Source organism: Fulvivirga ligni (assembly GCF_021389935.1).
In the GTDB taxonomy this organism is placed as follows: domain Bacteria; phylum Bacteroidota; class Bacteroidia; order Cytophagales; family Cyclobacteriaceae; genus Fulvivirga; species Fulvivirga ligni.
In genome coordinates, this window is the sequence record NZ_CP089979.1 from 1,661,117 (window position 1) to 1,679,453 (window position 18,337).

Here is an 18,337-nt window from a genome sequence, read left to right on the forward strand (position 1 = left end):
TATTTTGTAAATTACTGTAAAAAAAAAACCATGCGAAAAATAAACAAACTACTGCTGGAGTATGGTGAAAGTCATCAAAACCCAACGAATAAACAGGTGCACTGGATTTGTGTGCCGCTGATCTTTTTTAGTATTGTGGCTCTGGTGTGGTCCATCCCTTCGGACTCACTCAGAGATTTTCTGGGTAGCAATAATCCTTATGTAAACTGGGCTGGCTTTATACTGGCGCTTGTTTTCATTTATTATATTACGCTATCAATACCTTTAGCTGTGGGAATGCTGGGATTTTCCATATTATGCTTGATAGTTTCTAACGCTCTGGATCAATATATATCCTTTCCTTTATGGGGTATAGCGCTTATTATTTTTATCATTGCATGGGTCGGCCAGTTTTTTGGTCATAAGGTAGAAGGGAAGAAGCCTTCCTTTTTTAAAGATGTTCAGTTCCTTATGATCGGACCAGCCTGGCTGATGCATTTTATTTTTAAGCGTTTAGGAATTAGTTATTAGAGGGATTTTTGGAAGCACAGATTATTCAGTTAAAAACTTCTGTTAGCAAAGGGGGAGAACTTTCGGTGATAGATGAAGAACAAATACCTTTTCAGGTGAAAAGATCATATTGGATTTATAACCTGAAGGAAGAAGCGAAAAGGGGCGGCCATGCACATATAAATTCAGATCGTGTTTTGGTATGCCTACAAGGAGAGGCTGAAATAGTGCTAACTAATAAGGACAATAAAAAGGCTCGTTTTATACTAAATAACCCTGGTGAAGCCCTTTATTTTCCATGTCAGCACTGGATAGATATGACTTGTAAACAAGGAAGTATTCTTATGGCGCTTACTTCATGCGCTTTTAAAGATGATTTGCTGGAAACTGATCTGGATAATTTTCTAGCTTCGTGAAATTAAAACCTTCTCAGCGGTTTGAGGTAGAGAAGTATCCATTTTCTATTAACCTTAAGGCTGAGTTTCTGTATAATTATCAATCGTATCTATCTAATTATCAACGTGATAATCTCTTTAGGTTCTCTTTAATTGAGGAAGATACTTACCTGGTTTATATTTACTTTTGCTTATGTGATAACCAAGCTCAAAACGCTCGCTTCTCTGGTGTAGGTGGGTTTGAAGGTGCTGAGGTGAATAGTGAAAATATATCCTTGCTACTGGGTTCTTTATCTGATTGGGGTAAAGCTAATGGTATAACTGCCTTCACTATTAAAATGGCTCCCGAATTTTATCTGAAAGATAGTGTTTGTTTGAAAGATGTTGGGAGCCTGGAGCTGCTTTATTCAGAATACAATCAGCACATAGAAATATCCTCTGAGCCCTACATTAATCTACTGAAAAGGAATGAGCGAAAGCGTCTCAGAAAATGCCAACGTGCTGGCTATCAATTTAAAAAGCTTACTGTAGAATTCTTGCAGCAAGCTTATGAGGTGGTGAAAACTAATCGGGAACTCAAAGGATATCCTGTTACCGTCACTTATGATCAGTTACTGCTGATGTTTCACAACTTCCCTGATCAATATTTACTATTTGGTGTTTTTGATGAAGCCAGGTTAATTGCCGTAGCGGTGAGTATAAGAGTATCTGAAAATGTTCTTTATAACTTCTATCACGGTGATGATTTTGAGTACCGAAGAGATAGTCCGGTGGTTATGGTAATCAATGGAGTCTATGAGTATTGTCAGGAAAATAAGATCCAGTACCTGGATCTGGGCATTTCTTCAGTGCAAGGAGTGTTAAATGAAGGTTTGAGTCAGTTTAAAGAAAACTGCGGAGCTCTGCTTTCTCGCAAAGAAATCTTAATCATGAAAGTGTAGCTGATTGATAGATTTGCATAATCCGAGGCACCAGCGCTTCACTAGAATAGAAATTGGAAAAATGAGCTTTAATCTCATCGGCTTTGAATTGATCTTTATGCTGAATGAACCATTTTATTTCATTAGCAATAGCTTCAGCAGATAAGTCTTTAACCAACCTTCCAGTGCCTGGATTTATGATATCTAATGGTCCCCCAAAAGGTGCTGCAATACTTGGGATGCCTGCTGCCATTGCCTCTATATAACTCACCCCGAAAGACTCTAACTTACTAGTAAGTATATGACAATCAGATGTCTGCATTAACTCCAAGACCTCTTTTTTTGATAATTCCCCCATCCAGATAATGGGGTTTTTGCTTCCAATTGATTCACTGAGTTCCTGCATGGCTGCTAAGTCCGGTCCTGAACCAGCTATTTTCAGTTGACAGTTAGGTTGATCAACCAGAGCCCATGCTCTGATCAATTCTTCTATCCCCTTTTTTTTAGCTATGGAGTTGGCGTAGCAAAAAGTGGTTTTAGATTCCTTTGTAAAAAGGGTGTCGGTAGGTGTATTTATGAAATTGGGAACTACTTCGATATTACAACCAGGAACGCTTGCGTCAATTTGCTCCTTTAGATAGTTGCTTACTACTAAAAGTTTCGAAGCATCGCGCATAGACTCTGCTATTTCTGGTAACATTTTTCCAGAAGCATCCAGATGATATTTCTGAGGAAAAGGAGCCATGTGCTCTGTCAGAATATATGGAATTTTAAATTTTTTTGATAGCTCACGAGCAATCACACCTGCTGGGTAATTAATATGGGCATGAATGACATCCACTTTGCCAGAATGAATCTGAAACTGACTCAGGTTGAATATGTTAGCCTCAATTTTCTTTTTAATGTTACCACCTTTAATACGCTGATGAAATGAAAAGGCAGGAGTGAAATACTCTTTTACATTCGGGAGTAAAGCGCTTTCATCAGGGCTTGAGCTTTTTAATAGTTTCCTAAAACTGCTAATTGGTTTTTTAACATACAGCAGGTAATCTTCATCGTTCTGTCCCCATAAGCTAATGGCAAATTTACTGTCTGGGTAGTGCTTGGCTAAACTTAAAGTCTGCACTTTGATGAATATGCCATTAAGCCAGTTGCTCTCTGAAGGATACCATGATGGAATTACAAATACATTCATTTAGGCGGACTTTTGAACATGGGTGCGCTCCCATTTTTTTGCTTCTTTCAATAAAAAATAATTATACAATAAAATGTTTAATATCTCCCCGATAGTTAATAGATAAATGCCGGTTGTTAGATCGTAATAGCTGATGCCAAAATATAGTAAAGAAGTTCTGGTCACCAGTAAGAGGCTGCCGAAAATAAGACCATAATACTGTTTGTTCAAGGCCGCCATGGCCCCGCTGGTAGGTGTGCTCATAAACATAAAAAAGAGCATGGGGCTAATGATGGATGTAATTTCCCCTGCTGTTTTCCACTCATTTCCAAAGAGGATATTAAATATAAAGGGGCCTAAGAATAAGCAAATTGTGAATACGGGAAAACCTATCAAAGCCAGAAGTTTCCAGCAGTTTTTTATTTCCTGTATTATAGGTTGGTTTTTGCTGGTGAGCTCGCCCACTTTCTTATAAAAAATATTGGCAATGCTTACGCCAATTACAGCTTCTGGTACACTTAGAATTTTATAGGCCAAAGAAAACTGTCCCGTTGCGGCTTGTGATGCTAGAATGGAAATAATAAAAATCGGAACCTGACTGCTTACCCTCTCCACCAGGCCGCTGGGTAATGAATACATGGGGAAGTACTTATATTTTTTAGCAATGGCCTTGGCTTTTAATTGAAAAAGAGACTGCCATGCAAAGCGGGTTTTTGCAAGGGAAATGAAGAATATTGGGGCCTGTGAACTGATTCCGGCAAGCACTAATGGATTTAAGAACCTCCATTGAAGAAATGAATAAGCTATGGCTGTGGCTTGAAATGAAAGCCTTTCAGTCACTTTTAATATTGCAATGAGCTTAAATTGACTTTTTTTAATGAAAAACCAGTGTGCCATTTGATGATAAGTCCCTAAAAATACAGCGATAATAATAGCCCAGTAAATGGAGGTGGATAGCTTTAAATCAAAGTATTGTGGGATGTTAAATAGGTTAAGGATGCAAAGGAGAACACAGAAGGTTAGAGTAAGTGCTAGTATCAGCCTGATCAGTTGATTCAGTTCTTTTCTGCCCTTTGTAAGAACAATGGCTTTGTTATAATGCAAGCTTGAAATGGAAATGAGTATTATAAAAATGCTTTGATATACGGAGAACTCTCCAAATTCAACATCGGTATATAGTCTGGTAATGATAGGGTAGCCGGCAAGGGTAATGAGCATGCCAATTACGTTTCCGATAGTTAGCACCCCGGCATCTTTAAAGTAGCTTTGAATAAATGGAATATTTAAAAAGCGCTTCAAAGACCGATTCGTTTAGTGAATTTTCTTACTGCCAGCAGGCATTTAAACAAGGCTGATTCGTGCCTGTAGATAGAATATTTCTCTTCTTCGGCTCCAAAACTTTTGAAATAATCAGCTATACTATTTATGTGCGACCCCTTAAAATCTAGGGTCAGCTCTGTGTTGGCATAAGTCCGAATTACATGGTCCATAATTAAGCTTTTGGCTTGCATCCTTTTGCCATCATTATTGGTGGCGCTTAAAAAACATATTAACCTTTTATTATGCTTAATTAAAAAGGTCTGACTAAGTGCCACTCCATCTTTATTCGCTGCTATCAAGAATCCGTTTTTATTTTTGATACACTGTTCGATCAAACGTTTTATCGTTAGAAAAGTCTCCTCACTCACTCCTCCCAATATTTTGGGAGCTATTTCTTTTCTATATGCTACAATAAATCCTTCAATATCAGTATTTTGTGTGATTTCTGGATTATGTTTCAGGCCTTGTTTTAATCGCTGCTTTCTGTCTTTTCTGTAGCCATCAGCCAGTATCGAATAGTCCTTATTTAGAGGAAGTATATAATTTGAAGCTTCTGTAACAGGGAAGCTTAATTGAAGATCTTTTTTGAAAGGGTATTCAACCGAGGCAAAATGCTTATTGAGATAGCTAAATACTTCATCTATAATCTCTTTATTGTAGTGTCCATAAATACCAAGTCGCTGAGCCAGGATAGGCGAAGGGTGAAGATCAAGGCCATATCGCTTAATGCTCAGGAGTGGCATTATCATTTCATACTGATTCTCCTTTTCTATCACCAGTGCTTCCCATGCATGATGGGTTATATTTAGAAACCATGAACACACATATACATCTTCGCAGCTATGTTGCAAAAGGCAAGCATCCCACTTTTTTTTATCTATTTGTGTATGTTTAAGGTGTTTTAACAATGCTTTTAGTTTATGTCTTCAGGTCCTCTGGTGTCAATTATATGTCTTTGCTATAATCATGCTCGGTTTGTGGAGGAGGCCGTGCAATCTGTTATTCAGCAAACATATAAAAATATCGAAATTATTATGGTAGATGACGCCAGTACTGATAATAGTAAAGACGTGATCAATGGAATTGTTAAAGCATATCCGCAAATAAAATTCTTACCTCTTGAAAAGAATATCGGTAATTGTGCGGCTTTTAATTTAGGGTTTAGTCACGCATTTGGTGATTTTATCATAGATATGGCCACTGATGATGTACTCCTTCCGGAAAGGGTGGAGAAGGGTGTGAGTTCCCTAAGGGCAGCAGGAAGTGAATTCGGATTAGATTTCACAAACGCTGAAATAATAAATGAGTCAGGAAATTTGATGAGCTACCACTATCCGATGGATGGGGAAGGGAAAAGTAAAGTGACAGTTCCTTCCGGGGATGTCTTCGCTAATTTGTTGGGGCGCTATTTTATTTGCCCTCCTACTATGATGTACACCCGGCAGCTGGTAGAATTTTTAGGCGGTTACGATGAGACGTTAACTTACGAGGATTTTGACCTTTGGATTCGATCATCTAGAAAGTATAAATACGCTTACACTGATGAAGTGCTGGTGAAAAGAAGGGTGGTGAAAGGCTCGAAAAGCTATTTGCAGTTCAAAATTGGTAGTCCCGACCTAAGAACTACATATAAAGTGATGCAGAAGGCGAAGGCATTGCTGCAAACTGAAGAAGAGAATGTCATTTTTAGAAAGAGAGTCTTTTATGAAATTAAAGTTGCTGTAAGGTACCTTAACTTTTCACTAGCCCGGGATTATTATAAGATGCTTAGAGTTTAGCGTCTGTTGTCATCGCCTTCAAGTATGCTGAGGTAGCTGATGTATCTGCTTTCTGAAATCTCACCGTCTTCAACTGCTGCAAGAACAGCACATTTAGGCTCATGGGTGTGTGTGCAATTATAAAATTTACACTCAGTTTGTAAATCCCTCATTTCTGGAAAATAATCTGAAAGCTCCTCTTTTTCTATATCAATAATACCCAGCTCTTTGATGCCCGGAGTATCGATTACAAAGGTGTCTTTTTCAATTTCAAACATCTCAGCAAAAGTAGTAGTATGCACTCCTTTCTTTGCGAAGTCAGAGATGGCGCCTGTTTTTTGGTCGATATGAGGAGCTATTTTATTGAGTAAGGTTGATTTACCTACGCCACTGTGCCCTGAAAGAAGGCTTTTCTTCCCTCTTAAAGCATTCAGAACAGCATCCAGATTTTCATTGTTTAGTGCTGATACCTTTAAGCATTGTATGCCAATAGTCTCGTAAATGTCAATGATTCCATCAAGCAAGTCCTGATCTTCTTCGCTTACCAGATCCACCTTATTAAAAATGATAATCTGAGGTATTCTAAAAGATTCTGCCGATACTAAAAATCTGTCTATGAAACCTAAGGAAGTTTTTGGGTAGGCCAGGGTAACAATGAGAACGGCCTGATCAAGATTGGCCGCTAGTATATGTCCGTGGCTTTTTTGCTTTACAGACTTTCTAATGATATAATTCTCTCTCGGTAAAATCTCTGTGATCACTCCTTCTGTATCATTTTCGAGAGTAATATCAACTTGATCGCCCACAGCTATTGGGTTGGTAGTTTTAAAGCCTTTTAATCTGAGCTTGCCTCTGGTGCGGCACTGATAAGTTTTCGAGTCTTCAGCAAGCACATCATACCAGGAGCCAGTCGATTTTAATACTTCACCCTTCATTTTTTAGCGTTTTGCAGTATTGAATTATTTTTTCCGTGGCTCCCACATGGTCTTTCACGTAATCTTCATTTACCTGGCTGGCAATGATATAAGTCTTTGGCTCCATAAACTGGTAAAACTGAGATCTTAATTCGTCGTAATTATCTACTGCAACAGCTCCTCCTAAATTCACTAGATCTACGGCCTCTTTAAATTTTGTATAATTCTTGTTTCCGAAAAATATGGGTAAGCCAAAGGTGGCTGCTTCCAGAATGTTATGTAAGCCCTGCCCAAAAGCACCGCCAATATAAGCAAAATCGCCGTATCCATATAAGCTGGAGAGCATCCCAACATTATCAATAATTATGACCTGACGGTCTGAAAGGTCTGTAGAGTCATTAATCTGTGAATAGCGAATAACTTTTTTGGCCACCTCATTCTCTATCCTATTTATGAATTTATTCTCGATCTCATGAGGAGCAATGATAAATTTTATGCTCGAATCATTTATCAGAGGAAGTAAAACTTCAAAATCTTCAGGCCAGCAGCTACCTACTACGAAAAGCTTTTCAATCCCTTTAAAACTATCAATATGCGGTATGTCTTTTTTCTGCTTTACTATACTTACTACCCTGTCAAACCTGGTGTCGCCGGAAACAGTGACATTGTTAATTGAAATGCTATCAAGAAGTTTTTTGGAATTTAAATCCTGAACAAAAAAATGAGAGACATGGCTCAGAATTTGTCTCTGAAATGATCCATAACCCTTAAAATAGATCTGATCAGCTCTGAATATAGAGGATACTGACAACATTGGGATATTTCGCTGATTCAGCTCTTTCAGATAATAGTGCCAGAATTCATACTTTACAAATATAGCGAGCTCAGGATTGGTTATATCTAGAAACTTTTTAGCGTTATAAGCCGAATCAATGGGTAAGTAATAGATATAGTCTGCCTGGTCATAATTTTTTTCTCACCTCATAGCCCGAGGGGGAGAAGAAGGTGAGCAAAATTTCATACTGAGGAAATTGCTTTTTAAAGGATTCAATGATGGGGCGTCCTTGTTCAAATTCACCTAAAGAGGCACAATGAAACCATGCCAGCGGTCCTTTCTTTTGCTTTAGGTCCTGCTCTAATCGAGGTAATAAGTTTTTGCGTCCTCGTATAAATAGCCTGGCTTTATGATTAAAAAGCGAGGCAAAACGAATAAAGATGCTGTAAAAAACTATAAATAACCTGTAGCTGAGCTTACCCATAGCGCAAAATTAAAAAAGCCCACCGCAATGCAGTGGGCTTTTCTGAAATATTCTACTATTAATTAGTTAGAAGCAAGGTAGCTAGATACACCATCTCTGGTAGCTTGCATAGCTTCTTTTCCTTCTTCCCAGTTAGCAGGGCAAACTTCACCGTGCTCTTGTACGTGATGCCATGCATCAACAATTCTTAACATTTCGTCAATGTTTCTTCCTAGAGGAAGGTCATTGATGGTTTCATGTCTTACTACACCTTCTTTGTCAATGAAGAAAGTACCTCTGAATGCTACAGGAGCACCTTCGAATACTAAATCACCTTCTTCAGTGTAGCTCCAGTCACCTGCTAATACACCATAGTTGTTAGCTACTGTCTTAGAAGAATCAGCTACTAATGGATAAGTAACACCTTCGATTCCACCGTTATCTTTAGCAGTTAATAACCATGCTAGGTGAGTTTCTTCAGTATCGCAAGAGCATCCTACAACTTGAACACCTCTTTTCTCAAACTCAGCTAATTTAGCTTGGAAAGCGTGGATTTCAGTAGGGCAAACAAAAGTGAAATCTTTTGGGTAGAAGAAGAAAATAACTTCTTTTTTACCGATGTAATCAGCTAAAGTGAAAGATTCTACGATTTCTTCACCGTTAATTACAGCGGGAGCATTAAATACAGGAGCTTTTTTTCCTACTAATGACATAATGTTTGTTTGTTTATTTTATTCTAAAATTATTTTATGTTCACGTCCTTTTCAGGATCTATCTTGTCTCCGTTAATCTGGAGAGTGATATTTTTTATTTTCAGATTGCTAACCTTCTTCTTTTTGAAAAAATTAATGATTACATCATTCAGCTCTTCGTCATAGTAATCAATAATCTCTGAAGTATTGGCGCAATAGATATGTCCATGGTTATCTAACTTTGGATCATACCTCATCTGACCTTCATGAGTAGATACCTTAGCAATAAGACCCTTCTCTACAAATGTTTCAGCAGTCTTATAAACAGTGCCCAAAGATATACTGGGGCATGACTGTTTCACATAGTCATAGATCTGCTCCACACTAGGATGAGAATTCATCACGTGTACAGCTTCCAGTATCACAGTTCTTTGGTGGGTCACCTTAAGACCTGAATCACTGATTTTGGTCTGTATGTCCTCGTATCTATTCATAATTAATTCCTAAATGATAATTATTCTTATCTAGGAAATTGTATTGCAAAGCTAGGGAATGGAATATCAAAACGCAACCGACACCTATATTTTTTTGGTTACCATGTTTACAGATCAGATATCAAGGACATAAACAGCAGATTATTAGTAGGATTAGTCTAATCTTATTAAATTATATTACTAACCATATTTAAGAAAAATGTCTAAGAAGATTTATCTAGTATTAATTGTTAGTCTATTTAGCACCTCAACCATATTCGCTCAGGATAATATCGGTGAATTCCTGGAAGCAGGTGTAGAAGACGCAAACACGTTGGTTGAAGGTTATGTATCTCCATTTATGAAGGGCTTTGGTACTGGCCTGGGTAGTGGCTGGCTAAACACAGCAGAGGCTCATAAAAAGTTTGGGTTTGATTTAACAGTAACAGTAAATGCTGCTTACGTTCCAGACAAGGATCTATTTTATCAACCAAATTTGATTAATGGAGGTTATGCTCCAGGTTCACCGACGCAGTCACCAACTATTTTTGGTTCTGATGCTGATTCGGATATACCTACTTATGAGTATTCTTACGAAGAAGATGGGGAAACTTATACTGGTACATTCGACGCTCCTGAAGGCTTGAACATTAAAGATGCTATTGGTATGCAAGCCGTACCTGTGCCAATGGCTCAGCTTGGAATTGGCCTTTTTAAGAAAACAGATCTCAAAATAAGGTGGACTCCTGAAGTAGATGTTGAGGATGGATCATTTAAGCTTATTGGATTTGGTGTAATGCATGATGTAAAGCAGCATATACCAGGAATGAAGAGATTGCCTTTTGATCTATCTGTATTTGTAGGCTATACCAGTCTTAGCTTTGATATGCCTATTGATGAGCAATATAGCGGTAATGGTGGTGGCGTTAACATGCCTAATGGTCTAGGTCAGTTTGATGTTAATACATGGACAGGGCAGGCTATCATCTCAAAGAAATTTTCAGTACTTACAGTCTATGGCGGTCTTGGATTTAACAGTGTTAAATCAGAGCTAGCTTTAAAAGGTGATTATGAGGTTTATGATGACTCTGGCTCTATCTCAGTGTCTGGTACTGATCCTATCGGGCTTTCTTTCAAAACCGGTGGACCAAAACTTAATGCAGGATTTAGACTAAAATTAGCGATTGTAACCTTACACGCTGACTATACAGTTCAAAAATATGACGTGTTATCAGTGGGATTCGGTTTCTCAGTGAGATAAAAATATTACGTGAAAGTAAAAGGGGCTATCTCTGTGAAGAGTAGCCCCTTTTTAATTTATTCTCCTTTATAATTCGGCTTTCTCTTTTCTATGAAAGCCTGCATTCCTTCTGTCTGATCTTCACTTGCAAAAGCGAGATAGAAGTTTTTTCTTTCAAAATGAAGACCTTCTTCTAAATGAGTTTCAAAGGCTCGGTTAACTGCTTCCTTCGCCAGCTGAGCTGCCACCGGAGACATACTGGCAATGCTTGAGGCTACAGACACGGCTTCATGCATGTACATTTCTACCGGAACCACTTTATTAACTAATCCAAAGGAAAGCGCTTCATCAGCAGATATGAATTTGCCCGTAAGTACCATTTCCATGGCTCTGGCTTTGCCAATAGCTCGGGTTAATCTTTGAGTTCCACCGGCTCCAGGCATAACACCAATCTTTATTTCAGGCTGGCCAAACTGAGCCGTTTCAGATGCAATGATCATATCGCATGTCATGGCTAACTCACAGCCGCCGCCAAGGGCAAAACCAGAGACAGCAGCTATTAGCGGCTTCTTTGTTTTTTTGATTTGATCCCAGGTACTAAACTGATCTATTTTAAGCATATCAATGGCTGATTTATTAGCCATTTGCTTAATGTCAGCTCCAGCGGCAAAAGCTCTTTCATTTCCTGTGAGAATGATCACTCTCACATCGTTATTATTATCAAGCTCAGCTAAAGTTTGCTTTAGCTCAGTCATTAATTCAAGATTGAGAGCATTTAGCTCATTAGGTCGGTTTAATTCTATTAAAGCAATATATTTTGCGTATTGCTCGGTCAGTTTTATGTATTTCATAGCATGAGGGTTTATGCTAAGAAAATGAAAAGCCGCCTTTTTTCAAAGACGGCTTCAACTAACCATACTAAACAGGTGAGTAAAAAAAGTGCTATGTACCGTTTAATATGGCAACGGGGGGATAAGTAACCTTTTAATGAACCATTTGTTGGTTTATATTTGAGAAAGTTAGATAATAGTGGTCAGCAATGAATCCAGGGCTGTTTTTTGAATAGAAAAAAATAAATCTTACATATGGTAAACGTACTTTTTGTTTGTCTCGGAAATATATGCAGATCTCCTTTGGCTGAGGGAGTTTTTCTGAAAGAGATTAGGAATAGAGGGGTTGAGGGCGAATTTAACGTTGATTCCTGTGGTACAAGTAAATATCATATAGGTGAACAGCCTGACTCACGTACTGTGGCTAATGCCAGAGAAAATGGTGTTCATCTGGATCATAAGGCACGTCAGTTTTCAAAGGCAGATTTTCGTGAATTCGATTATATAATGGTTATGGATAAGGCCAATCTGGAAGTGATAGAAAGACACGACCAGAATAATAACTACTCGGAAAAATTTCACCTTATGCGTGACTTTGATCCGAAATTTAAAGGAGAGGATGTACCCGATCCTTATTTTGGTGGCGAATCAGGCTTTCAACATGTTTATGATATAGTGAAAAGGTCCGTAGATAATTTTCTAGACTTTCTCATTAAAGAGCATAAAATTCAGATTAAGGAGCAATAAGAGCTCTATAATTATTTCTACTAATCTGCTCTAAAAGTATTTTCTTATCCTTTCTATACTCTTGCAGCGTGCTAGGCTTATAGTTTTTCAGGGTAATTAATTGTAAGCCGCTATTATATCTAATATCAAAGTGATCCTTTAGAGATACCATTAGCTTCTGAATCTTCTTCATATCATTATCAATTACTATTGAAAATGATATAGCGGAATTCTGCATAATATTAATCTTAATGTCATTTTCAGAAACAGTTTTGAAAATGAGACTAAGGTTATCTTCATTGATGAAAGTGAAGTCTACTACCTTAAAAGAAAGAAGACACTGATCATTCTTTATAATTATGGTAGGAGGTAGGTCTGTCCTGAGCTTGCAGTCATGAATAATGGTGCCGGGTTCATCAGGGTGATCAAAGCTTCTTACATAAAGAGGAATGCCCTTATTCGCCAGAGGCTTAATGGTTTTAGGGTGAATGACAGTGGCTCCATAGTAAGTCATTTCAGCAGCCTCCTGATATGGCAGTTCATCAAATAGTATGGTGTCGGCTACTTTTTTAGGGTCTCCGTTTAGTATGCCTGGCACATCTTTCCATACGGTAACTGATTCAGCAGAAAGGCAAGAAGCAAAAATGGCAGCGGTGAAATCAGAACCTTCTCTACCCAAGGTGGTAGTTAAGCCGTTATCAGCTCTACCAATAAATCCTTGTGTCACCAAAATTTGATCTTTGGCAAGCTCTTTTACATCATGCTTAATTAATTCTTCCGTTACCTTCCAGTCTACATGGCCTTCTCTAAAACTATTACTGGTTCTTATATATTCTCTGGCATCTAACCATAGAGAGGAGGTTCCCTTCAGATTGAGGTAATTAGTGATTATCGTGGACGAAATTAACTCTCCTACAGATACTGTCTGATCGTAAAGTTGATCAAAAGGCATCTCCTTATTTAATGTTGTGCGGAGCTCGCTTATTTGATCTATAAGTAGGTTGAAAATATTATGATCAGAAGGAAAAAGCTCCCTGCAGATATCCATATGATATTCTAGTAGAGATTTTAAATTCTCATCCTGAGCTTCTTGTTTCGCCTTGTTAAATAATAAGCTTTCAAGGTTATTGGTAGTTTTTCCCATGGCAGATACCACCACCACTAATTTTTCAGTGGCATTATTAGCAATAATCTGACACATATTTTTAATAGCATCTGCATTTTTGATCGAGGCTCCACCAAACTTAAATACTTTCATAGGGAAAATTGGACAGTAATTTTTAAGTGTTTAATTTCGGTACCAAGTTGCAGTTAAAATTTCAAAAACTAAAGACTTTACGGATTTATGGAAGATTCCAGGATTGCCTTGCCCATCGGTACCACGCTGGATAGATTTATCAAAAAAAAACAGGACGAGTTTCAATTTGCTACAGGAGAACTTTCGCAGTTGCTGAGGGATATAGCACTAGCAGGAAAGGTAGTAAATAGAGAGATTAACAAAGCCGGACTTATAAATATCATCGGCCCCATCGGAGCACAAAATGTGCAGGGAGAAGATCAGCAGAAACTGGATGTATTAGCTAATATCAGGTTTATCAGAGCACTTACTAAAGGTGGCGAAGCCTGTGCTATTGTATCTGAAGAGGATGAAGAGATCACTGATCTGGAGAATGATGGTAAATATGTGATAGCCATAGATCCATTGGACGGTTCTTCTAATATTGATGTGAATGTTTCAGTAGGAACCATATTTTCAATATACAGAAGATTTACACCGGTAGGCACACCTATTACTAAGGAAGATGTATTGCAAAAAGGAGCGGAGCAAGTAGCGGCTGGTTATTTGTTATATGGCTCTTCTACCATGTTAGTGTATACCACAGGTCATGGTGTAAACGGGTTCACCTATGAACCTTCTTTAGGAGAGTACTTTCTGTCCCACCCGGATATGACTATACCAGAAGATGGTAAAGTTTATTCTGTAAATGAAGGTGGTTACAAGAGCTTTCCAAAGGAAGCTAAAGACTACATAGAATATTGCAAGGATAGCAAGTTTACAGCTCGTTATATCGGTTCGTTGGTAGCTGATTTTCATCGAAATATTTTGAAGGGAGGCATATACATGTATCCTCCAACGTCTTCTTCACCATCAGGTAAATTAAGACTTCTTTATGAGTGTAATGCTCTGGCATTTATAGTTGAGCAAGCAGGGGGAGTAGCCTCAGATGGTAAAAGAAGAATTTTAGAAATAGAGCCTGATGAATTACATCAAAGAGTGCCACTATATATCGGCTCAAAAGCTATGGTAGAGAAGGCTATTTCTTATTATTCTTAAGAGGAGTATTTGAGCCTTGTTGCTGCTTTCTCCATTTCTCTATTTAAAATGAGATCTGTAATGGATTCAGCCAGGAGTTCAGGCTTTTCCATGGCAAGCGTAGATTTTAATTTATTCTCATCTATATCTATTCGATAAAGCGAATTAAGAAGACGGTTTAAATCTGTATTGAGAAGAGAATTAATTACCGGAATCAACTTAGCTTTTAATTCATCAAAGCTGTTAGTTGATTCCGGTATAATATTTTGTTCTAAAGAAAGGTCTTTGACTACCAGTTCTATGGTGCAAGTCAATTGACGATCTGTCATTAATCTTCTTTTGATTCCTCTTTCTTAGATTTTTCTTTTTTATCCTGCTCTTTTAAAACATCAGGAGCATTAGCTCTCAAGGCATTGTACCAGTTGATCACTTTCTTTATGTCAGAAACATAAACTCTTTGGTCATCATAGTTAGGTATAATGTGTTTGATAAAAGCCTTCAATTCATCAGGCTCAGATGTACTGGTTACACCCAAATCATCATCAAATTCATTAAATATTTTTTTGAATACATCCCCTAAAGGAATAGAACCTTCCTGGTCAGTAGTATAGATTGAAATATCGCTCAATACAGATATTCTCTGCGTAGCGCTGGCAACTAATTTTTGCTTTTTATCATCTAATGACTCTAAAATTACTCCCGTACGGGTAGGCTTTACAATTTTAAAAAGTCCTCCTTTTCCTGAAACTGATGCTATATCACTATATTCCATATACTTCTTAAGGTTGTGTTTTTAATTAGGGCGCAAAATTAGTCAATATTTTACTATTTACTAGTCGAAATCAATTCTTCTAAATAGCTTAATATTTCTTCTTTACCCTCTACTTTAAATGAGGATGATACGAAGATAGGGGGTAGTGTCTCCCAGAACTTTTTCAAAAATCTCTTATACTTAGCCACAGAAGATTGTGTCTTGTTTTTGGATTGCTTATCAGACTTCGTGAAGATTAAAGCAAAGGGAATTCCTTCTTCGCCTAGCCAGTTGATAAAATCCACATCAATGGGTTGTGGATCTAACCGTGAATCAATCAAAACAAATAGTGAGACCAAAGTTTCTCTTTCCTTCAGGTAGTCATGTATCATGGCTCCCCATTTCTCCTTCTCTGTTTTAGCTACCTTGGCCCATCCATATCCTGGTAAATCCACAAGATACCATTCATCATTAATAAGAAAATGATTGATAAGTTGCGTTTTTCCCGGTTTCCCAGACACTTTGGCAAGTTTGCCATGGCCAGTGAGCATATTGATAAGCGAAGATTTACCTACGTTAGATCGGCCAATAAATGCGAATTCAGGTAAGCCTGTTGTAGGGCACTGTTTGTGGTCGCTGCTACTCGTTATAAAACTCGCTTTTTTGATTTTCATTTTATTGAAACTATTGATTATATTTAGTTTTTAAAGGCCTATTTAGATTTTTTATGTTAAAGTAATACTTGAATTAATAATTATCTCTATTTTTATAGGCTTATATAGAAGATGTTACACCCAGGTGACTTAAGCTAATTTTTTTTAAACTTATTTTTTTTAAATTGGGCAGCAAATATCATTACAAAATGTATAAAGGGCTTAAATTTTTATTTTTTTCTGTATTCTTTTTTAGTTTAAATTATATAGGATTTGCGCAGGAGGTTTCTCAAGAAAACAAAGATCTGGCTAATACATATGTAGAAACGGCAAAGGAAATCTTGACCGCTACGCAAGCATTAGATCAGGCTCGTGAAATGTACGTTCTCGCAGCGGAGACAGACCCTACAAATATTCAAGCTAATTACAGCGCTGGAGATGCTTACTTACGCACAGTAGGTAAAGAGAAGGCGGTAAACTATTTCCTTCAGGTTTTAAACTTAGATCCAGAATATCGCTTTGATATCATGTATTATATAGGTCGTAGCTATCAGTATGGGATGGAGTTTGATAAAGCTCTTGAATATTATGGCAGATATCGAAGTAAGTTAGTTTCCAGAGATGGATACAGAGGAAGAGATAAAACTCCCCTAAATGAGGTGGAACGAAGAATTTATGAATGTGAAAATGCACTTGAATTTGTAGCGAACCCTTCGCATTTCTCCATTGTAAACGTAGGAACAGCTATTAATTCAGAGTTTGAGGACTATGCCCCGGTACTCAATGAGGATGAAACTATGCTGGTATTTACTTCAAGAAGAAGGGAAGGTAACTTAAACCAGAACGTGGCTCCGGATAACAAACCGTATGAAGATATTTTTATTTCTCGTAAAGTAGACGGAAAATGGGAGTATGCTCAAAACATTGGTGAAGTAATTAACACAGAATATCATGGATCTGATCTGGCGCTTTCTGCGGATGGTTCCAGATTGTTTATATACAAAGATGATAACAACGGAGATATTTATGTTTCCGAAAGAAATGATGATGAGACTTGGAGCTATCCGGAACCTTTAAGTGAGAATATTAACTCTGAAGGATTTAAGGAAAATGCAGTGTCAATGAGTCCCGATCAATCAATATTGTTCTTTGCGAGCGATAGGCCAGGAGGAATGGGAGGAATTGATATTTATTATAGTATCAAGAACAAAGCTGGTGAGTGGACTCGTTCAAAAAACATTGGATCTGTTATTAATACAGAATATGATGATGATGGTCCATTTATCGACTATGATGGAAAGACACTCTATTTTAGTAGTCAAGGTAGGAAGGGTATGGGAGGCTATGACATCTTCAGGACAGTATATGACAGTGCTGCACAACAATGGAGTGAACCTGAAAACCTGGGTTTCCCTATCAACACGCCCGATGATGATATCTACTTTGTAAGTACCAAAGACGGGAAAAGAGGATACTATGCCTCTGTTCGTGAAGACGGCCAAGGATATACTGATATTTATATGGTGACAGTTCCTGATGGTGATGAGAACCTGAGAAACTTAACCACCAAGAGAGATAATACTGAAGAGGAGCCAGAACCTGAAAATCCTGATAGGATCGCTAAAGTAGATGTGGAAGAAAATCCTGTTGAAAACACAAATTTAGTTGAAGAAGAACCGGTTGAAGAGGAGCCTGTAGAGGAAGAACCTATTGAAGAGCCGGAGCCAGTTCAGGAAAAGCCAGTTGTATTACAGCCTGTAACAGTTACAGTAAAAGTAGTGGATTCCAATGGTGAGCCTTTAGATGCCAAAGTGAGTATGAAGAGCGCTTCTAACGGTCAGGTGGCTGGTAAGCGAAGAGTTAGTCAGGGTGTTTATGAGTTTAATGTTACAAGCTCTGATCCTGTTACCTATAATCTTTCGGTTGAAAATGAAGGTTATGTTTTCGAAACTCAGGAGATAGGAATTAGACCAGCTACAGGAGATCCTCAATCTATGGCAAAAACCATAACCATGCGTAAGCTTCAATTGGGAACAAGGGGAGTTCTAAGAAATATTTATTTCAACTTCGATAAGGCTACATTCTTGCAAGAATCTTATAATGAGTTGAATAAGCTGGAAACTATGATGACGCAGAATCCTGGTATGCAGATTGAAATTTCTGGTCATACTGATAATATAGGATCTAAAACGTATAACAAATTCTTGTCTCAGAAAAGAGCAAATGCAGTAAAAGACTTCTTAGTGAAGAAGGGAGTAGATGCTCGAAGAATTTCGGCTGTAGGATATGGAGAAGAGAGACCTCTAGCTAGTAATGATGATGAAAAAGAAGGTAGAGAGCTCAATAGAAGGGTAGAATTTAGAGTTACTGGAGGAAAGTAACTAAGTAAAATAATCATAATGAAGGGAGCTATTTTTAGCTCCCTTTTTTATTATACAGGATTTAATGGGA

General features: G+C 37.8%; 21 protein-coding genes. 8 read left to right on the forward strand and 13 right to left on the reverse strand.

All coding sequences use genetic code 11. The annotated features are described in order from the left end of the window. Positions 1-30: 30 nt before the first annotated feature. From LVD16_RS07495 to LVD16_RS07505, 3 genes are read left to right on the forward strand one after another with little or no spacing between them, the layout of a single operon-like run. Entirely contained in the window at positions 31-510 is a 480-nt protein-coding gene (locus LVD16_RS07495; RefSeq protein WP_233773304.1) for an Mpo1 family 2-hydroxy fatty acid dioxygenase, read from the forward strand. Positions 511-518: 8 nt separating this feature from the next. Continuing rightward, positions 519-905: a sugar 3,4-ketoisomerase gene (locus tag LVD16_RS07500; protein ID WP_233773305.1), complete on the forward strand. Its 387-nt coding sequence runs from the start codon at positions 519-521 to the stop codon at positions 903-905. Further along, a complete protein-coding gene (locus LVD16_RS07505) occupies positions 902-1,825 on the forward strand; it encodes a GNAT family N-acetyltransferase (RefSeq protein WP_233773306.1) in 924 nt (307 codons plus the stop codon). The genes LVD16_RS07500 and LVD16_RS07505 overlap by 4 nt, the downstream gene beginning before the upstream one ends. Here the strand turns inward: LVD16_RS07505 and LVD16_RS07510 are convergent. From LVD16_RS07510 to LVD16_RS07520, 3 genes are read right to left on the reverse strand one after another with little or no spacing between them, the layout of a single operon-like run. Next, the gene (locus LVD16_RS07510) at positions 1,812-2,999 is read right to left on the reverse strand and encodes a glycosyltransferase (RefSeq protein ID WP_233773307.1); all 1,188 of its coding nucleotides are present in this window, start codon (positions 2,997-2,999) and stop codon (positions 1,812-1,814) included. The two genes, LVD16_RS07505 and LVD16_RS07510, sit on opposite strands and share 14 nt — an antisense overlap. After that, positions 3,000-4,277, reverse strand: coding sequence for a lipopolysaccharide biosynthesis protein (locus LVD16_RS07515; RefSeq protein ID WP_233773308.1), 1,278 nt, complete (start codon positions 4,275-4,277; stop codon positions 3,000-3,002). Then, positions 4,274-5,206, reverse strand: a complete 933-nt coding sequence (locus tag LVD16_RS07520) for a hypothetical protein (protein WP_233773309.1) — start codon at positions 5,204-5,206, stop codon at positions 4,274-4,276. Before LVD16_RS07520 ends, LVD16_RS07515 begins: the two co-directional genes overlap by 4 nt. Positions 5,207-5,218: 12 nt before the next feature. Here LVD16_RS07520 and LVD16_RS07525 point away from each other — a divergent pair, with 12 nt between their 5' ends. Continuing rightward, entirely contained in the window at positions 5,219-6,076 is an 858-nt protein-coding gene (locus tag LVD16_RS07525; protein ID WP_233773310.1) for a glycosyltransferase family 2 protein, read from the forward strand. Here the strand turns inward: LVD16_RS07525 and rsgA are convergent. From rsgA to LVD16_RS07545, 5 genes are all read right to left on the reverse strand, one after another. Continuing rightward, positions 6,073-6,990 (reverse strand): ribosome small subunit-dependent GTPase A, encoded by a 918-nt coding sequence (gene rsgA / locus LVD16_RS07530; protein WP_233773311.1) that lies wholly within the window; start codon positions 6,988-6,990, stop codon positions 6,073-6,075. The two genes, LVD16_RS07525 and rsgA, sit on opposite strands and share 4 nt — an antisense overlap. After that, complete coding sequence (locus LVD16_RS07535) at positions 6,980-7,918, reverse strand: 3-deoxy-D-manno-octulosonic acid transferase (RefSeq protein WP_306309403.1); 939 nt, start codon at positions 7,916-7,918, stop codon at positions 6,980-6,982. The genes rsgA and LVD16_RS07535 overlap by 11 nt, the downstream gene beginning before the upstream one ends. Positions 7,919-7,931: 13 nt before the next feature. Then, entirely contained in the window at positions 7,932-8,228 is a 297-nt protein-coding gene (locus LVD16_RS27840) for a glycosyltransferase N-terminal domain-containing protein (RefSeq protein WP_306309388.1), read from the reverse strand. 62 nt (positions 8,229-8,290) lie between these two features. Continuing rightward, a complete protein-coding gene (locus LVD16_RS07540; RefSeq protein ID WP_233773312.1) occupies positions 8,291-8,920 on the reverse strand; it encodes a peroxiredoxin in 630 nt (209 codons plus the stop codon). Positions 8,921-8,949: 29 nt separating this feature from the next. Next, on the reverse strand, positions 8,950-9,393 hold the full coding sequence (locus LVD16_RS07545) for a Fur family transcriptional regulator (RefSeq protein WP_233773313.1): 444 nt from the start codon (positions 9,391-9,393) through the stop codon (positions 8,950-8,952). A 199-nt stretch (positions 9,394-9,592) separates the two neighbouring features. Between LVD16_RS07545 and LVD16_RS07550 the strand changes: the two genes are divergently transcribed. Further along, complete coding sequence (locus tag LVD16_RS07550) at positions 9,593-10,633, forward strand: DUF6588 family protein (RefSeq protein ID WP_233773314.1); 1,041 nt, start codon at positions 9,593-9,595, stop codon at positions 10,631-10,633. A gap of 56 nt (positions 10,634-10,689) precedes the next feature. On the opposite strand, the gene LVD16_RS07555 is transcribed toward LVD16_RS07550, so the two are convergent. Then, the gene (locus LVD16_RS07555) at positions 10,690-11,463 is read right to left on the reverse strand and encodes an enoyl-CoA hydratase-related protein (RefSeq protein WP_233773315.1); all 774 of its coding nucleotides are present in this window, start codon (positions 11,461-11,463) and stop codon (positions 10,690-10,692) included. 234 nt (positions 11,464-11,697) lie between these two features. Between LVD16_RS07555 and LVD16_RS07560 the strand changes: the two genes are divergently transcribed. Further along, positions 11,698-12,189: a low molecular weight protein-tyrosine-phosphatase gene (locus LVD16_RS07560; RefSeq protein ID WP_233773316.1), complete on the forward strand. Its 492-nt coding sequence runs from the start codon at positions 11,698-11,700 to the stop codon at positions 12,187-12,189. Here the strand turns inward: LVD16_RS07560 and LVD16_RS07565 are convergent. Then, positions 12,176-13,426 carry an aspartate kinase gene (locus LVD16_RS07565; RefSeq protein WP_233773317.1) on the reverse strand — a complete coding sequence of 417 codons (1,251 nt, stop codon included), beginning with the start codon at positions 13,424-13,426 and terminating at the stop codon, positions 12,176-12,178. The two genes, LVD16_RS07560 and LVD16_RS07565, sit on opposite strands and share 14 nt — an antisense overlap. An 87-nt stretch (positions 13,427-13,513) precedes the next feature. Between LVD16_RS07565 and fbp the strand changes: the two genes are divergently transcribed. Beyond that, positions 13,514-14,503 carry a class 1 fructose-bisphosphatase gene (gene fbp / locus LVD16_RS07570; RefSeq protein ID WP_233773318.1) on the forward strand — a complete coding sequence of 330 codons (990 nt, stop codon included), beginning with the start codon at positions 13,514-13,516 and terminating at the stop codon, positions 14,501-14,503. Here fbp and LVD16_RS07575 read toward each other — a convergent pair. Genes LVD16_RS07575 through yihA form a run of 3 tightly spaced genes read right to left on the reverse strand, consistent with a single transcriptional unit; the run spans position 14,500 to position 15,907 of the window. Further along, positions 14,500-14,811: a hypothetical protein gene (locus LVD16_RS07575; protein ID WP_233773319.1), complete on the reverse strand. Its 312-nt coding sequence runs from the start codon at positions 14,809-14,811 to the stop codon at positions 14,500-14,502. The genes fbp and LVD16_RS07575 overlap by 4 nt on opposite strands. Beyond that, positions 14,811-15,254 carry a DUF5606 family protein gene (locus tag LVD16_RS07580; RefSeq protein ID WP_233773320.1) on the reverse strand — a complete coding sequence of 148 codons (444 nt, stop codon included), beginning with the start codon at positions 15,252-15,254 and terminating at the stop codon, positions 14,811-14,813. Before LVD16_RS07580 ends, LVD16_RS07575 begins: the two co-directional genes overlap by 1 nt. Positions 15,255-15,307: 53 nt before the next feature. Beyond that, the gene (gene yihA, locus LVD16_RS07585; protein ID WP_233773321.1) at positions 15,308-15,907 is read right to left on the reverse strand and encodes a ribosome biogenesis GTP-binding protein YihA/YsxC; all 600 of its coding nucleotides are present in this window, start codon (positions 15,905-15,907) and stop codon (positions 15,308-15,310) included. 188 nt (positions 15,908-16,095) lie between these two features. On the opposite strand from yihA, the gene LVD16_RS07590 reads away from it, so the two are divergent. Beyond that, entirely contained in the window at positions 16,096-18,267 is a 2,172-nt protein-coding gene (locus tag LVD16_RS07590; RefSeq protein WP_233773322.1) for an OmpA family protein, read from the forward strand. The last annotated feature ends 70 nt before the right edge of the window (positions 18,268-18,337 follow it).

Bases quoted from the DNA above. Each gene is read 5' to 3' on its own strand.
- LVD16_RS27840 (WP_306309388.1), bottom strand. From the start codon at position 8,228: ATGGGTAAGCTCAGCTACAGGTTATTTATAGTTTTTTACAGCATCTTT.
- LVD16_RS07555 (WP_233773315.1), bottom strand. From the start codon at position 11,463: ATGAAATACATAAAACTGACCGAGCAATACGCAAAATATATTGCTTTA.
- yihA (WP_233773321.1), bottom strand. From the start codon at position 15,907: ATGAAAATCAAAAAAGCGAGTTTTATAACGAGTAGCAGCGACCACAAA.
- LVD16_RS07545 (WP_233773313.1), bottom strand. From the start codon at position 9,393: ATGAATAGATACGAGGACATACAGACCAAAATCAGTGATTCAGGTCTT.
- LVD16_RS07565 (WP_233773317.1), bottom strand. From the start codon at position 13,426: ATGAAAGTATTTAAGTTTGGTGGAGCCTCGATCAAAAATGCAGATGCT.
- LVD16_RS07560 (WP_233773316.1), top strand. From the start codon at position 11,698: ATGGTAAACGTACTTTTTGTTTGTCTCGGAAATATATGCAGATCTCCT.
- LVD16_RS07550 (WP_233773314.1), top strand. From the start codon at position 9,593: ATGTCTAAGAAGATTTATCTAGTATTAATTGTTAGTCTATTTAGCACC.
- LVD16_RS07525 (WP_233773310.1), top strand. From the start codon at position 5,219: ATGTCTTCAGGTCCTCTGGTGTCAATTATATGTCTTTGCTATAATCAT.
- LVD16_RS07540 (WP_233773312.1), bottom strand. From the start codon at position 8,920: ATGTCATTAGTAGGAAAAAAAGCTCCTGTATTTAATGCTCCCGCTGTA.
- LVD16_RS07590 (WP_233773322.1), top strand. From the start codon at position 16,096: ATGTATAAAGGGCTTAAATTTTTATTTTTTTCTGTATTCTTTTTTAGT.
- rsgA (WP_233773311.1), bottom strand. From the start codon at position 6,990: ATGAAGGGTGAAGTATTAAAATCGACTGGCTCCTGGTATGATGTGCTT.
- fbp (WP_233773318.1), top strand. From the start codon at position 13,514: ATGGAAGATTCCAGGATTGCCTTGCCCATCGGTACCACGCTGGATAGA.
- LVD16_RS07575 (WP_233773319.1), bottom strand. From the start codon at position 14,811: ATGACAGATCGTCAATTGACTTGCACCATAGAACTGGTAGTCAAAGAC.
- LVD16_RS07580 (WP_233773320.1), bottom strand. From the start codon at position 15,254: ATGGAATATAGTGATATAGCATCAGTTTCAGGAAAAGGAGGACTTTTT.
- LVD16_RS07510 (WP_233773307.1), bottom strand. From the start codon at position 2,999: ATGAATGTATTTGTAATTCCATCATGGTATCCTTCAGAGAGCAACTGG.
- LVD16_RS07495 (WP_233773304.1), top strand. From the start codon at position 31: ATGCGAAAAATAAACAAACTACTGCTGGAGTATGGTGAAAGTCATCAA.